8 protein-coding genes, 6 tRNA genes, 1 rRNA gene and 1 pseudogene are annotated in these 16,132 nt (G+C 34.2%); 12 read left to right on the top strand and 4 right to left on the bottom strand.

All coding sequences use genetic code 11. The annotated features are described in order from the left end of the window. The first annotated feature begins 49 nt into the window (after window positions 1-49). From rrf to AA076_RS10965, 7 genes are all read left to right on the top strand, one after another. A 5S ribosomal RNA gene (gene rrf / locus AA076_RS10995) occupies window positions 50-164 on the top strand. A gap of 10 nt (window positions 165-174) precedes the next feature. Next, window positions 175-249: transfer RNA gene (locus tag AA076_RS10990), tRNA-Asn, on the top strand. A gap of 1 nt (window position 250) precedes the next feature. Further along, window positions 251-322: transfer RNA gene (locus AA076_RS10985), tRNA-Glu, on the top strand. 7 nt (window positions 323-329) lie between these two features. After that, window positions 330-405, top strand: a tRNA-Val gene (locus AA076_RS10980). Window positions 406-434: 29 nt separating this feature from the next. After that, a tRNA-Tyr gene (locus tag AA076_RS10975) sits at window positions 435-518 on the top strand. A 9-nt stretch (window positions 519-527) separates the two neighbouring features. Next, window positions 528-602, top strand: a tRNA-Gln gene (locus tag AA076_RS10970). Window positions 603-605: 3 nt separating this feature from the next. Next, a tRNA-Lys gene (locus AA076_RS10965) sits at window positions 606-678 on the top strand. Here AA076_RS10965 and AA076_RS15440 read toward each other — a convergent pair. Together AA076_RS15440 and AA076_RS10960 are read right to left on the bottom strand one after the other, a co-directional pair. Continuing rightward, the gene (locus AA076_RS15440; protein WP_001790739.1) at window positions 669-773 is read right to left on the bottom strand and encodes a hypothetical protein; all 105 of its coding nucleotides are present in this window, start codon (window positions 771-773) and stop codon (window positions 669-671) included. The genes AA076_RS10965 and AA076_RS15440 overlap by 10 nt on opposite strands. An 18-nt stretch (window positions 774-791) precedes the next feature. Further along, window positions 792-2,111, bottom strand: a pseudogene (locus tag AA076_RS10960) (ISL3-like element IS1181 family transposase). Window positions 2,112-2,336: 225 nt separating this feature from the next. On the opposite strand from AA076_RS10960, the gene rocF reads away from it, so the two are divergent. From rocF to fmtB, 5 genes are all read left to right on the top strand, one after another. Next, the gene (rocF, locus tag AA076_RS10955) at window positions 2,337-3,245 is read left to right on the top strand and encodes an arginase (protein ID WP_000167867.1); all 909 of its coding nucleotides are present in this window, start codon (window positions 2,337-2,339) and stop codon (window positions 3,243-3,245) included. A gap of 188 nt (window positions 3,246-3,433) precedes the next feature. Beyond that, window positions 3,434-4,243, top strand: coding sequence for a diadenylate cyclase CdaA (cdaA, locus tag AA076_RS10950; protein WP_000347896.1), 810 nt, complete (start codon window positions 3,434-3,436; stop codon window positions 4,241-4,243). Window position 4,244: 1 nt separating this feature from the next. Beyond that, a complete protein-coding gene (locus AA076_RS10945) occupies window positions 4,245-5,177 on the top strand; it encodes a CdaR family protein (RefSeq protein WP_000894032.1) in 933 nt (310 codons plus the stop codon). Between the two features lie 26 nt (window positions 5,178-5,203). Further along, on the top strand, window positions 5,204-6,559 hold the full coding sequence (glmM, locus tag AA076_RS10940) for a phosphoglucosamine mutase (RefSeq protein ID WP_000521491.1): 1,356 nt from the start codon (window positions 5,204-5,206) through the stop codon (window positions 6,557-6,559). Between the two features lie 276 nt (window positions 6,560-6,835). Next, window positions 6,836-14,272 carry an LPXTG-anchored DUF1542 repeat protein FmtB gene (fmtB, locus tag AA076_RS10935; protein WP_001048281.1) on the top strand — a complete coding sequence of 2,479 codons (7,437 nt, stop codon included), beginning with the start codon at window positions 6,836-6,838 and terminating at the stop codon, window positions 14,270-14,272. 318 nt (window positions 14,273-14,590) lie between these two features. On the opposite strand, the gene AA076_RS10930 is transcribed toward fmtB, so the two are convergent. Next, a complete protein-coding gene (locus tag AA076_RS10930; RefSeq protein ID WP_000648719.1) occupies window positions 14,591-15,697 on the bottom strand; it encodes a mannitol-1-phosphate 5-dehydrogenase in 1,107 nt (368 codons plus the stop codon). Next, complete coding sequence (locus AA076_RS10925) at window positions 15,697-16,131, bottom strand: PTS mannitol transporter subunit IIA (protein ID WP_001292149.1); 435 nt, start codon at window positions 16,129-16,131, stop codon at window positions 15,697-15,699. The genes AA076_RS10930 and AA076_RS10925 overlap by 1 nt, the downstream gene beginning before the upstream one ends. Window position 16,132 lies beyond the last annotated feature (1 nt).

The following is a 16,132-nucleotide window of genomic DNA, read 5'->3' as shown; positions in this document are numbered from 1 at the left end:
TCACTTTTACTTACTATCTAGTTTTGAATGTATAAATTACATTCATATGTCTGGTGACTATAGCAAGGAGGTCACACCTGTTCCCATGCCGAACACAGAAGTTAAGCTCCTTAGCGTCGATGGTAGTCGAACTTACGTTCCGCTAGAGTAGAACGTTGCCAGGCATAATATTAATCCACAGTAGCTCAGTGGTAGAGCTATCGGCTGTTAACCGATCGGTCGTAGGTTCGAGTCCTACCTGTGGAGCCATGGCTCCTTGGTCAAGCGGTTAAGACACCGCCCTTTCACGGCGGTAACACGGGTTCGAGTCCCGTAGGAGTCATTATTTTGGAGAATTAGCTCAGCTGGGAGAGCATCTGCCTTACAAGCAGAGGGTCGGCGGTTCGAACCCGTCATTCTCCACCATTTTGATTATTAAATTATATGAATAAGCTGGAGGGGTAGCGAAGTGGCTAAACGCGGCGGACTGTAAATCCGCTCCTTCGGGTTCGGCAGTTCGAATCTGCCCCCCTCCACCATCTATATATTGGGCTATAGCCAAGCGGTAAGGCAACGGACTTTGACTCCGTCACTCGTTGGTTCGAATCCAGCTAGCCCAGCCATTAGAGCCATTAGCTCAGTTGGTAGAGCATCTGACTTTTAATCAGAGGGTCAGAGGTTCGAATCCTCTATGGCTCACTACTTGCACTTTCCATTTTTGGGAAGTGCTTTTTTTTAGGTTCTCCACCAAATGTGGTGGGTATATAATTTAAAGAACTATTTTTAAAATACAACTTTTAGAGCTTTTATTATTAGGCGGCCAGTCCATTATTGGGCTTGGTTGTCTTCTTTTTTTCTCCTTTGTACAAGCTGAAAATCATCATTATACGTGCTTTAAAGTTGTTGAAATTTCTGTAACCAAAAGAAATTCACTTGATTAATTTTATCTTATTATTAATTCCTTCTATAGCACCATTATTAAATGCTGGGTAATAAATTGTATTTCTTAACATCCTTTGATGTTTTCTATAATATTTAACCACTTTCCATACACCCTTACTCACAGACTTTTTACTAACTGAATTTAAACGATTAATAAATTTAGGCCAATTACATAACCTTAGGTCTTTTCGTAATCCTTGGACAAGTTCGTAGGAGTGTCGTAGTATATCGTCTTTTGAAAGCATGAATTCTACAATGTCAGATGAGCGTTTATAAGCCTTAAAAGATTTATTCCATCTGTATTTACTAAATATGGTTTTACTAGTATCCATCAATAGGACTTTCCAGTTATTCTTAAAAATTGTATAATCAGGTCCTTTTTTATTACGGTATTCATTCATAACTTGTACACGATACTTATTAAGTTCTCTATTTAAATGTTGAACGATATGGAATCTGTCAAAAATAATAGCTGCATTAGGAAATAGGTCGCGAAATAATCGGACATAGGGTTCATACATGTCAATAGTAACCGTCTTAACTTGTTGTCGATTTTTTAAATCGAATCGCTCGAAATAGGCACGCAAGAATCTTGTAGTTCTATTTTCTAAAATATCTATAACATCATGAGTATCATTATCTATAAAAATGAAACTCATTGATCCAGTTACATTTTTAACGCTTTTAAATTCATCCATAGCGATGTGTTCTGGCAAACAATTAAAGGGTTTAATTCGTAATGAATTAGCCGCTTTAGTTCTAATACGACTTACAGTAGATGGAGAGATACAGTTATCTTCTGCAGTATCAATCTCTGTTTTAACTTTAGTAGCTTCTTCTATAACTTTTTGAGTAACACATCTTGAGATAAAACACGACTCATCAACAATTGACGTTTTAGCAGTAAAAGTGCCATTGCATTCTAAGCATTTAAAACGTTGTTTAGCTAAGTTGAGGTATGTGTTATACCCTTGAGTTTTAAGTAAAGTAATACGAGAAACACGCTTACCATGTTTATGAATTTGTCCTTCATTTTTAACTCCACAACAATAACAGGCCGAAGGCTTATACGTTAGTACAGCATTAACCACTGTTGCTTTTTTTCCTTTGATAATGACGTCAATTTCTTGGTTTATATATTTTATATTTTCATCTTTTATTCTTAGTAATTCTAAGGTATCATTACACATAGGCGCACTTGTCTCCTTTAGTTTGGGTTTGGTCACTTTAAATTATAGAGGCAATTGCGCTTTTTGTGTATTAAAAAAAGCAGGAAGTTTTACCTTCCCACCATAAAAGATGAAGAACCTTTTTTTATGAAGTAATAAGATAAACAGATTATATGTGTAGCTATTGCTTGATAATGGTAAGCGCATACATTATTCTTTAATTACATAGAGCAAAGGGGGACGCTTATGACAAAGACAAAAGCAATTGATATTATAGGTGCACCATCAACATTTGGACAAAGAAAATTAGGTGTTGATTTAGGACCAACAGCAATTAGATATGCTGGATTAATTTCAAGATTAAAGCAATTAGACCTTGATGTATATGACAAGGGGGATATTAAGGTACCTGCTGTGAACATTGAAAAATTTCATAGTGAACAAAAAGGATTAAGAAATTATGATGAAATTATAGATGTTAATCAAAAATTAAATAAAGAGGTTTCAGCATCAATTGAAAATAACAGATTTCCTCTAGTTCTTGGTGGAGATCATTCTATTGCGGTAGGTTCAGTATCAGCAATAAGTAAACATTATAATAATTTAGGTGTTATTTGGTATGATGCACATGGTGATTTAAATATACCTGAAGAGTCACCAAGTGGAAATATTCATGGTATGCCTCTAAGGATTTTGACAGGCGAAGGTCCCAAAGAACTTTTAGAATTAAATAGTAATGTAATCAAGCCAGAAAACATCGTACTAATTGGTATGAGAGATTTAGATAAAGGTGAAAGACAATTTATCAAAGATCATAATATTAAAACATTTACTATGTCAGATATTGATAAATTGGGGATAAAGGAAGTAATTGAAAATACAATAGAATATTTGAAGTCACGCAATGTTGATGGCGTTCATTTATCTTTAGATGTTGATGCTTTAGATCCGCTTGAAACGCCAGGCACTGGTACTAGAGTTTTGGGTGGTCTTAGTTATAGAGAAAGCCATTTTGCATTGGAATTACTGCATCAATCACATTTAATTTCCTCAATGGATTTAGTTGAAGTAAATCCATTGATTGACAGTAATAATCATACTGCTGAACAAGCGGTTTCATTAGTTGGAACATTTTTTGGTGAAACTTTATTATAAATAAATGATTTGTAGTGTATAAAGTATATTTTGCTTTTTGCACTACTTTTTTTAATTCACTAAAATGATTAAGAGTAGTTATAATCTTTAAAATAAATTTTTTCTATTTAAATATATGTTCGTATGACAGTGATGTAAATGATTGGTATAATGGGTATTATGGAAAAATATTACCCGGAGGAGATGTTATGGATTTTTCCAACTTTTTTCAAAACCTCAGTACGTTAAAAATTGTAACGAGTATCCTTGATTTACTGATAGTTTGGTATGTACTTTATCTTCTCATCACGGTCTTTAAGGGAACTAAAGCGATACAATTACTTAAAGGGATATTAGTAATTGTTATTGGTCAGCAGATAAGTATGATATTGAACTTGACTGCAACATCTAAATTATTCGATATCGTTATTCAATGGGGGGTATTAGCTTTAATAGTAATATTCCAACCAGAAATTAGACGTGCGTTAGAACAACTTGGTAGAGGTAGCTTTTTAAAACGCTATACTTCTAATACGTATAGTAAAGATGAAGAGAAATTGATTCAATCGGTTTCAAAGGCTGTGCAATATATGGCTAAAAGACGTATAGGTGCATTAATTGTCTTTGAAAAAGAAACAGGTCTTCAAGATTATATTGAAACAGGTATTGCAATGGATTCAAATATTTCGCAAGAACTTTTAATTAATGTCTTTATACCTAACACACCTTTACATGATGGTGCAATGATTATTCAAGGCACGAAGATTGCAGCAGCAGCAAGTTATTTGCCATTGTCTGATAGTCCTAAGATATCTAAAAGTTTGGGTACAAGACATAGAGCTGCGGTTGGTATTTCAGAAGTATCTGATGCATTTACCGTTATTGTATCTGAAGAAACTGGTGATATTTCGGTAACATTTGATGGAAAATTACGACGAGACATTTCAAACGAAATTTTTGAAGAGTTGCTTGCTGAACATTGGTTTGGCACACGCTTTCAAAAGAAAGGTGTGAAATAATATGCTAGAAAGTAAATGGGGCTTGAGATTTATTGCCTTTCTTTTGGCATTGTTTTTCTTTTTATCTGTTAACAATGTTTTTGGAAATATCTTTAACACTGGTAATCTTGGTCAAAAGTCTAGTAAAACGATTCAAGATGTACCCGTTGAAATTCTTTATAACACTAAAGATTTGCATTTAACAAAAGCGCCTGAAACAGTTAATGTGACTATTTCAGGACCACAATCAAAGATAATAAAAATTGAAAATCCAGAAGATTTAAGAGTAGTGATTGATTTATCAAATGCTAAAGCTGGAAAATATCAAGAGAAGTATCAAGTTAAAGGGTTAGCTGATGACATTCATTATTCTGTAAAACCTAAATTAGCAAATATTACGCTTGAAAACAAAGTAACTAAAAAGATGACAGTTCAACCTGATGTAAGTCAGAGTGATATTGATCCACTTTATAAAATTACAAAGCAAGAAGTTTCACCACAAACAGTTAAAGTAACAGGTGGAGAAGAACAATTGAATGATATCGCTTATTTAAAAGCCACTTTTAAAACTAATAAAAAGATTAATGGTGACACAAAAGATGTCGCAGAAGTAACGGCTTTTGATAAAAAACTGAATAAATTAAATGTATCGATTCAACCTAATGAAGTGAATTTACAAGTTAAAGTAGAGCCTTTTAGCAAAAAGGTTAAAGTAAATGTTAAACAGAAAGGTAGTTTAGCAGATGATAAAGAGTTAAGTTCGATTGATTTAGAAGATAAAGAAATTGAAATCTTCGGTAGTCGAGATGACTTACAAAATATAAGCGAAGTTGATGCAGAAGTAGATTTAGATGGTATTTCAGAATCAACTGAAAAGACTGTAAAAATCAATTTACCAGAACATGTCACTAAAGCACAACCAAGTGAAACGAAGGCTTATATAAATGTAAAATAAATAGCTAAATTAAAGGAGAGTAAACAATGGGAAAATATTTTGGTACAGACGGAGTAAGAGGTGTCGCAAACCAAGAACTAACACCTGAATTGGCATTTAAATTAGGAAGATACGGTGGCTATGTTCTAGCACATAATAAAGGTGAAAAACACCCACGTGTACTTGTAGGTCGCGATACTAGAGTTTCAGGTGAAATGTTAGAATCAGCATTAATAGCTGGTTTGATTTCAATTGGTGCAGAAGTGATGCGATTAGGTATTATTTCAACACCAGGTGTTGCATATTTAACACGCGATATGGGTGCAGAGTTAGGTGTAATGATTTCAGCCTCTCATAATCCAGTTGCAGATAATGGTATTAAATTCTTTGGATCAGATGGTTTTAAACTATCAGATGAACAAGAAAATGAAATTGAAGCATTATTGGATCAAGAAAACCCAGAATTACCAAGACCAGTTGGCAATGATATTGTACATTATTCAGATTACTTTGAAGGGGCACAAAAATATTTGAGCTATTTAAAATCAACAGTAGATGTTAACTTTGAAGGTTTGAAAATTGCTTTAGATGGTGCAAATGGTTCAACATCATCACTAGCGCCATTCTTATTTGGTGACTTAGAAGCAGATACTGAAACAATTGGATGTAGTCCTGATGGATATAATATCAATGAGAAATGTGGCTCTACACATCCTGAAAAATTAGCTGAAAAAGTAGTTGAAACTGAAAGTGATTTTGGGTTAGCATTTGACGGCGATGGAGACAGAATCATAGCAGTAGATGAGAATGGTCAAATCGTTGACGGTGACCAAATTATGTTTATTATTGGTCAAGAAATGCATAAAAATCAAGAATTGAATAATGACATGATTGTTTCTACTGTTATGAGTAATTTAGGTTTTTACAAAGCGCTTGAACAAGAAGGAATTAAATCTAATAAAACTAAAGTTGGCGACAGATATGTAGTAGAAGAAATGCGTCGCGGTAATTATAACTTAGGTGGAGAACAATCTGGACATATCGTTATGATGGATTACAATACAACTGGTGATGGTTTATTAACTGGTATTCAATTAGCTTCTGTAATAAAAATGACTGGTAAATCACTAAGTGAATTAGCTGGACAAATGAAAAAATATCCACAATCATTAATTAACGTACGCGTAACAGATAAATATCGTGTTGAAGAAAATGTTGACGTTAAAGAAGTTATGACTAAAGTAGAAGTAGAAATGAATGGAGAAGGTCGAATTTTAGTAAGACCTTCTGGAACAGAACCATTAGTTCGTGTCATGGTTGAAGCAGCAACTGATGAAGATGCTGAAAGATTTGCACAACAAATAGCTGATGTGGTTCAAGATAAAATGGGATTAGATAAATAAATACTGTATTACAAATGAGCCGATGCGTATGCATCGGTTTTTTGTGTTTGTAGAAATAATTTATAGTACAAACGTAAAATGATATAAACAAAATAAAAACAAAGTAATCAATATGTAATATAAAATACACTGGTACTCAATATATAATGATGATAAAATTAATTTTAATTAGATAGAGTTGCTTTGTGTTTTTAACGCAGATGCTACTACTTATCTTAACAGTTGATTAAGTGAAATCATTTAACAGCGAGAATAATCAACCAGGAGGATGACTTAATGAATTTATTCAGACAACAAAAATTTAGTATCAGAAAATTTAATGTCGGTATTTTTTCAGCTTTAATTGCCACTGTTACTTTTATATCTACTAACCCGACAACAGCGTCTGCAGCAGAGCAAAATCAGCCTGCACAAAATCAACCAGCACAACCAGCTGATGCCAATACACAGCCTAACGCAAATGCTGGTGCTCAAGCTAATCCTACAGCACAGCCAGCTGCACCTGCCAACCAAGGACAACCAGCAGTACAACCAGCAAACCAAGGTGGACAGGCTAATCCAGCAGGAGGAGCAGCACAACCAAATACACAACCAGCTGGACAAGGTGATCAAGCTGATCCGAATAACGCTGCACAAGCACAACCTGGAAATCAAGCAACACCGGCAAACCAAGCAGGTCAAGGAAATAACCAAGCAACACCTAATAATAATGCAACACCGGCAAATCAAACACAGCCAGCGAATGCTCCAGCAGCAGCGCAACCAGCAGCACCTGTAGCAGCAAACGCACAAACTCAAGATCCAAATGCTAGCAATACTGGTGAAGGCAGTATTAATACGACATTAACATTTGATGATCCTGCCATATCAACAGATGAGAATAGACAGGATCCAACTGTAACTGTTACAGATAAAGTAAATGGTTATTCATTAATTAACAACGGTAAGATTGGTTTCGTTAACTCAGAATTAAGACGAAGCGATATGTTTGATAAGAATAACCCTCAAAACTATCAAGCTAAAGGAAACGTGGCTGCATTAGGTCGTGTGAATGCAAATGATTCTACAGATCATGGTAACTTTAACGGTATTTCAAAAACTGTAAATGTAAAACCAGATTCAGAATTAATTATTAACTTTACTACTATGCAAACGAATAGTAAGCAAGGTGCAACAAATTTAGTTATTAAAGATGCTAAGAAAAATACTGAATTAGCAACTGTAAATGTTGCTAAGACTGGTACTGCACATTTATTTAAAGTACCAACTGATGCTGATCGTTTAGATTTACAATTTATTCCTGACAATACAGCAGTTGCTGATGCTTCAAGAATTACAACAAATAAAGATGGTTATAAATACTATTCATTCATTGATAATGTAGGTCTATTCTCAGGATCACATTTATATGTCAAAAATAGAGATTTAGCACCGAAAGCAACTAACAATAAAGAATATACTATTAATACTGAAATCGGTAACAATGGTAATTTTGGTGCTTCATTAAAAGCAGATCAATTTAAATATGAAGTAACATTACCACAAGGTGTAACTTACGTTAATAATTCATTAACTACAACATTCCCTAATGGTAATGAAGACAGTACAGTATTGAAAAATATGACTGTTAATTATGATCAAAATGCAAATAAAGTTACATTTACAAGCCAAGGTGTGACAACGGCACGTGGTACACACACTAAAGAAGTTTTATTCCCAGATAAATCTTTAAAATTATCATATAAAGTTAATGTTGCGAATATCGATACACCTAAAAATATTGATTTTAATGAAAAATTAACATATCGTACTGCTTCAGATGTTGTAATTAATAATGCGCAACCAGAAGTTACACTAACTGCAGATCCATTTTCAGTAGCGGTTGAAATGAACAAAGATGCGTTGCAACAACAAGTAAACTCACAAGTTGATAATAGTCATTACACAACAGCATCAATTGCAGAATACAATAAACTTAAACAACAAGCAGATACTATTTTAAATGAAGATGCGAATCATGTTAAAACTGCAAATCGTGCATCTCAAGCGGATATTGATGGTTTAGTAACTAAATTACAAGCTGCATTAATTGATAATCAAGCAGCAATTGCTGAATTAGATACTAAAGCTCAAGAAAAGGTTACAGCAGCACAACAAAGTAAAAAAGTTACGCAAGATGAAGTTGCAGCACTTGTAACTAAAATTAACAATGATAAAAATAATGCAATCGCAGAAATTAATAAACAAACTACAGCACAAGGTGTCACAACTGAAAAAGATAATGGTATCGCAGTGTTAGAACAAGATGTGATTACACCAACAGTTAAACCTCAAGCGAAACAAGATATTATCCAAGCAGTTACAACTCGTAAACAACAAATTAAAAAGTCAAATGCATCATTACAAGATGAAAAAGATGTAGCAAATGATAAAATTGGTAAAATTGAAACAAAGGCAATTAAAGATATTGATGCAGCAACAACAAATGCACAAGTAGAAGCCATTAAAACAAAAGCAATCAATGATATTAATCAAACTACACCTGCTACAACAGCTAAAGCAGCAGCTCTTGAAGAATTTGACGAAGTTGTTCAAGCACAAATTGATCAAGCACCTTTAAATCCTGATACAACAAATGAAGAAGTAGCGGAAGCTATTGAACGTATTAATGCAGCTAAAGTTTCTGGTGTTAAAGCAATTGAAGCGACAACGACTGCACAAGATTTAGAAAGAGTTAAAAACGAAGAAATCTCAAAAATTGAAAATATTACTGACTCTACGCAAACAAAAATGGATGCCTATAATGAAGTTAAACAAGCTGCAACAGCTAGAAAAGCTCAAAATGCTACAGTTTCAAATGCAACAAATGAAGAAGTAGCAGAAGCTGATGCAGCAGTAGATGCAGCTCAAAAGCAAGGTTTACATGACATCCAAGTTGTTAAATCAAAACAGGAAGTTGCTGATACAAAATCAAAAGTATTAGATAAAATCAATGCAATTCAAACACAAGCAAAAGTTAAACCTGCAGCTGATACGGAAGTAGAAAACGCATATAATACACGTAAACAAGAAATTCAAAATAGCAATGCTTCAACTACAGAAGAAAAACAAGCTGCATATACAGAATTAGATACTAAAAAGCAAGAAGCAAGAACAAATCTTGATGCTGCAAATACAAACAGTGATGTAACAACAGCTAAAGACAATAGTATTGCTGCAATTAATCAAGTTCAAGCTGCCACAACTAAGAAATCGGATGCAAAAGCGGAAATCGCTCAAAAAGCAAGTGAACGTAAAACAGCAATTGAAGCAATGAATGATTCGACTACTGAAGAACAACAAGCAGCGAAAGACAAAGTGGATCAAGCAGTAGTTACTGCAAACGCTGATATAGATAATGCTGCAGCAAACAATGATGTGGATAATGCAAAAACTACAAATGAAGCTACAATCGCAGCCATTACACCTGATGCAAATGTTAAACCAGCAGCAAAACAAGCAATTGCAGATAAAGTACAAGCTCAAGAAACAGCAATTGATGGAAATAACGGCTCAACAACTGAAGAAAAAGCAGCTGCTAAACAACAAGTTCAAACTGAAAAAACAACAGCTGATGCCGCAATAGATGCAGCACATACAAATGCGGAAGTTGAAGCGGCTAAAAAAGCAGCAATTGCTAAAATTGAAGCGATTCAGCCAGCAACAACAACTAAAGATAATGCGAAAGAAGCAATTGCTACGAAAGCGAATGAACGTAAAACAGCAATCGCTCAAACGCAAGACATTACTGCTGAAGAAATTGCAGCGGCTAATGCGGACGTAGATAATGCTGTGACACAAGCAAATAGCAACATTGAAGCTGCTAATAGTCAAAATGATGTAGACCAAGCGAAAACGACAGGTGAAAATAGTATTGATCAAGTAACACCAACAGTTAATAAAAAAGCAACTGCACGTAATGAAATCACAGCAATTTTAAATAACAAATTGCAAGAGATTCAAGCTACGCCAGATGCAACAGATGAAGAAAAACAAGCAGCTGATGCTGAAGCAAATACTGAAAATGGTAAAGCAAATCAAGCCATTTCAGCAGCAACTACTAACGCACAAGTTGATGAAGCTAAAGCAAATGCAGAAGCAGCGATTAATGCGGTAACACCAAAAGTTGTGAAGAAACAAGCGGCTAAAGATGAAATTGATCAATTACAAGCAACGCAAACAAATGTTATCAATAATGATCAGAACGCTACAACAGAAGAAAAAGAAGCAGCTATTCAACAATTAGCAACAGCAGTTACAGACGCGAAAAATAATATTACAGCTGCAACTGATGATAATGGTGTAGATCAGGCGAAAGACGCTGGAAAGAATTCAATTCAAAGCACGCAACCAGCAACAGCGGTTAAATCAAATGCTAAAAATGATGTTGATCAAGCTGTGACAACTCAAAATCAAGCAATTGATAATACAACTGGTGCTACAACTGAAGAGAAAAATGCAGCAAAAGATTTAGTTTTAAAAGCTAAAGAAAAAGCGTATCAAGATATCTTAAATGCACAAACAACTAATGATGTTACGCAAATTAAAGATCAAGCAGTTGCTGATATTCAAGGTATTACTGCAGATACAACAATTAAAGATGTTGCGAAAGATGAATTAGCAACAAAAGCAAACGAACAAAAAGCGCTTATTGCACAAACTGCAGATGCGACTACTGAAGAAAAAGAACAAGCAAATCAACAAGTAGACGCACAATTAACACAAGGTAATCAAAATATTGAAAATGCACAGTCAATCGATGATGTAAACACTGCAAAAGATAATGCAATTCAAGCAATTGACCCAATTCAAGCATCAACAGATGTTAAAACGAATGCAAGAGCGGAATTGCTAACTGAAATGCAAAATAAAATAACTGAAATACTTAATAATAATGAGACTACTAATGAAGAAAAAGGTAACGATATTGGACCAGTTAGAGCAGCATATGAAGAAGGTTTAAATAATATTAATGCAGCAACTACTACAGGTGATGTAACTACTGCTAAAGATACAGCAGTACAAAAAGTTCAACAACTTCATGCAAATCCTGTTAAGAAACCAGCAGGTAAAAAAGAATTAGATCAAGCTGCAGCTGATAAGAAAACACAAATAGAACAAACACCAAATGCATCACAACAAGAAATTAATGATGCAAAACAAGAAGTTGATACTGAATTAAATCAAGCGAAAACAAATGTCGATCAATCATCAACAAATGAATATGTTGATAATGCAGTTAAAGAAGGAAAAGCTAAAATTAATGCAGTTAAAACATTTAGTGAGTACAAAAAAGATGCTTTAGCTAAAATTGAAGATGCATATAATGCTAAAGTAAACGAAGCGGATAACTCTAACGCATCGACTTCAAGTGAAATTGCTGAAGCGAAACAAAAACTTGCTGAATTAAAACAAACTGCGGATCAAAATGTTAATCAAGCTACTTCTAAAGATGACATTGAAGTTCAAATTCATAATGACTTAGATAATATTAACGATTACACAATTCCAACAGGTAAAAAAGAATCAGCTACAACAGATTTATATGCTTATGCAGATCAGAAGAAAAATAATATTTCAGCTGACACTAATGCAACACAAGATGAAAAGCAACAAGCAATTAAGCAAGTTGACCAAAATGTTCAAACTGCATTAGAAAGCATTAATAATGGTGTGGATAATGGTGACGTTGATGATGCATTAACACAAGGTAAAGCAGCAATTGATGCTATTCAAGTAGATGCTACTGTTAAACCTAAAGCGAACCAAGCTATTGAAGTTAAAGCAGAAGATACGAAAGAATCTATTGATCAAAGTGACCAGTTAACTGCTGAAGAAAAAACTGAAGCATTAGCAATGATTAAACAAATTACAGATCAAGCTAAACAAGGTATTACTGATGCAACAACAACTGCTGAAGTTGAAAAAGCGAAAGCTCAAGGACTTGAAGCATTTGATAACATTCAAATCGACTCAACAGAAAAACAAAAAGCTATCGAAGAATTAGAAACTGCACTAGACCAGATTGAAGCAGGTGTAAATGTCAACGCTGATGCTACAACTGAAGAAAAAGAAGCGTTTACGAATGCTTTAGAAGACATTTTATCAAAAGCAACTGAAGATATTTCTGATCAAACTACAAATGCAGAAATCGCTACTGTCAAAAATAGTGCGCTTGAACAACTTAAAGCACAACGTATTAATCCTGAAGTTAAGAAAAATGCTTTGGAAGCAATCAGAGAAGTGGTTAACAAGCAAATAGAAATAATTAAAAATGCAGATGCAGATGCATCGGCGAAAGAAATTGCACGTACGGATTTAGGTAGATATTTTGACAGATTTGCTGATAAATTAGATAAAACACAAACAAATGCAGAAGTTGCTGAATTACAAAATGTAACGATACCTGCAATTGAAGCGATTGTGCCTCAGAATGATCCAGATGCTAATGATACTAATAATGGTATAGATAATAATGATGCAACAGCAAATTCAAATGCTAATGCAACACCAGAAAATACTGGACAACCTAACGTATCTGAGACGACAGCTAATGGCAAAGCAGACGCTTCTCCGACAACACCAAATAATAGTGATGCGGCAACAGGTGAAACAACAGCAACATCAGCAACTGATGATGCAAATGATAAACCGCAAGCTAATAACAATTCTAGTGTAGATGCATCAACAAACAGTCCGACAATGGATAACGATGTAACTAGTAAACCAGAAGTAGAATCAACTAATAACGGCACAACTGATAAACCTGTAACAGAAACTGATAATGCAACGCCAGCAGAAAGCACAACAAATAACAATAGTACAACTACAGCAACAAACGAGAATGCACCAACAGGATCAACAGCAACGGCTCCAACAACTGCGAGCACAGAAGCAGCATCATCTGCTGATAGCAAAGATAATGCATCTGTAAATGATTCAAAACAAAATGCTGAAGTAAATAATAGTGCTGAATCTCAATCAACTAATGACAAGGTTGCACAACCAAAATCTGAAAATAAAGCTAAGGCAGAAAAAGATGGTAGTGATTCAACAAATCAAAGTATGGTTGAATCAACAACTGAAACATTGCCTTCAGCAGACATAACAGAACCAAATGTACCTTCTAATACATCAAAAGATAAAGAAGAAAGTACGACAAATCAAACTGATGCAGGACAACTTAAGTCTGAAACTAACGTTGCATCTAACGAAGCAGATAAATCGCCAAGCAAAGCTGATACTGAAGTTTCGAATAAACCATCAACATCTGCATCTTCTGAAGCAAAAGAAAAAATGACTTCAACTAATGTTAGCCAAAAAGATGATACGGCAACAGCAGATACTAATGATACGCAAAAATCAGTTGGTTCAGCTGCAAACAATAAAGCTACGCAAAACGACGGTGCCAATGCATCTCCAGCTACAGTTTCAAATGGAAGCAATAGTGCTAATCAAGATATGCTTAATGTAACTAACACTGACGACCACCAAGCTAAGACAAAATCAGCTCAACAAGGAAAAGTTAATAAAGCTAAACAACAAGCTAAAACTTTACCAGATACTGGTATGTCACATAATGACGATTTACCATATGCTGAATTAGCTCTAGGTGCAGGTATGGCATTCTTAATTAGAAGATTCACTAAGAAAGACCAACAAACTGAAGAATAAAATTTATTCAAGAATGTGAACATCTAGTTATTTCATAGGGAAATATTCCTTACTAAGTAACCAAGTCTAACAGTTAATATGAATTTGTTTTAGTAATGACCAATAGCCATTGAATAGGTGGCTGTGGCTCGAAAATAAAACAAATTATTAACGCAAAAATACTCCTTTCATACATAACACAAGTTAAGTGTCTATGTTGAAGGGAGTATTTTTTATGTTCAGAAATTTAATATTGTTAATTCAAGGGAACTACTACATTATTACTGATTGTTAACGAATAACGTTGGAAACTTCTTGTTTCAAACAAAGCTCAATAAATTATGAAAGTGAATTGTACGCTTCAATTATTTCATCGGCTAAGCCATCGTCAACTTTAGCATATTCACTTAAAAACGCTTTTAAACCGTGTTCTTTAATGTAATTATTTTTCTCAACAGTTTCTTGGTCTGCTGTATCATCATACTTCAATAACAATGCAGCTGTATTTAATAAACCAGTGCGTTCTAAATCTTTATTATAAAGATATGTTAATGGTTTTATAATTCTATCTTTAGGGCCAATTTTACGTAATGTACCTCGTCCGACACGTGTTACTTCATCAGATAAATAAGAATTGTTGAAACGATCTATTATTTTTTCAACATAACCAGCTTGTTCCGCTTCAGTAAAATCAAATTCATTAGTAATATATTGACTAGTTTCAGCTAAAACACGGCGTAAGCCAGCTTCAATTGAACTATCTTCAACTGCATCTAAAACTGTAGCTTTACCTGCAAATTTACCAGCATACGCTAAATATGCATGTCCTGTATTCACAGTTAATAATTTACGCTCAATATATGGTGTTAAATCATCAACATATTTAATATGGTTTAGTTCTGGACCATACCATGCATCTTTTTCAACAACCCATTCGTAAAATGGCTCAACCATAACGTCTAATATATTTTCATTCTTTTGTAATGGTACAATTCTATCAACTGCTGAGTTAGCAAAATGAATATTGTTACCAAGAGGGCCAGTAATATCAAGTACTGCTTTTTTCAATGTATCAGTTGCCATAATAGCATTCTCACAAGCAACAATATTAACATGGTTTGTTTTTTCTTTTAAGAAAGGCGCAAAAGATTTAGCAATAATAGGTAGTATGTTAACACCAACAGCTGTTGTAATAATATCAGCTTCTAGAATTGCTTGTTTCAACGCTTCAGAAGGTTGCATTGAATTAATTGCATCAACATTATTCACGCGCGTCGTTGTTTTAGACTCATCAGCTAAAATAACATCGTATTGATGATCATGAGCTAAAGCATTAATGATTTCTTCATTGACGTCTGCAAATGTTACTTTAACATTGTTGTCTGCAAGAATATAACCAATGAAACCACGACCTATGTTACCAGCACCAAAGTGAACTGCTTTCATTATGCATCTGCCTCCTCGAATACTTGTTTAATTTCTTCTGCAGATTTTGCTTGAACGATACGATCCACATTTTCTTCTTCGCTAAATGTAATTGCAATTTTAGATAACAAGTCTAAATGTTCGCCATCTTTACCAGCAATTCCCACGACAACTTTAACTACTTCGCCATCCCAGTCAACGCCTTCAGGGATTTGTAATAATGTTAAACCTGAGTGAATCACATTTGTTTTAGCTTCATCTGTGCCATGAGGAATTGCTAAGCCATTTCCCATAAATGTTGATACGACTTGCTCACGATCTTTCATTGCTTGAATATAAGCATCTGTTACAGCACCACTATCAACTAAGGCTTTACCTGCTTTTTCAATTGCTTCATTTTGGCTGTTAACATTTACATTTAAAAAGATATTGTCATTACTAAATAATTCGCTCATT

The organism is Staphylococcus aureus, assembly GCF_001027105.1.
Taxonomy (GTDB): Bacteria; Bacillota; Bacilli; order Staphylococcales; family Staphylococcaceae; genus Staphylococcus; species Staphylococcus aureus.
This window is presented reverse-complemented; position numbering and strand designations above follow the sequence as displayed.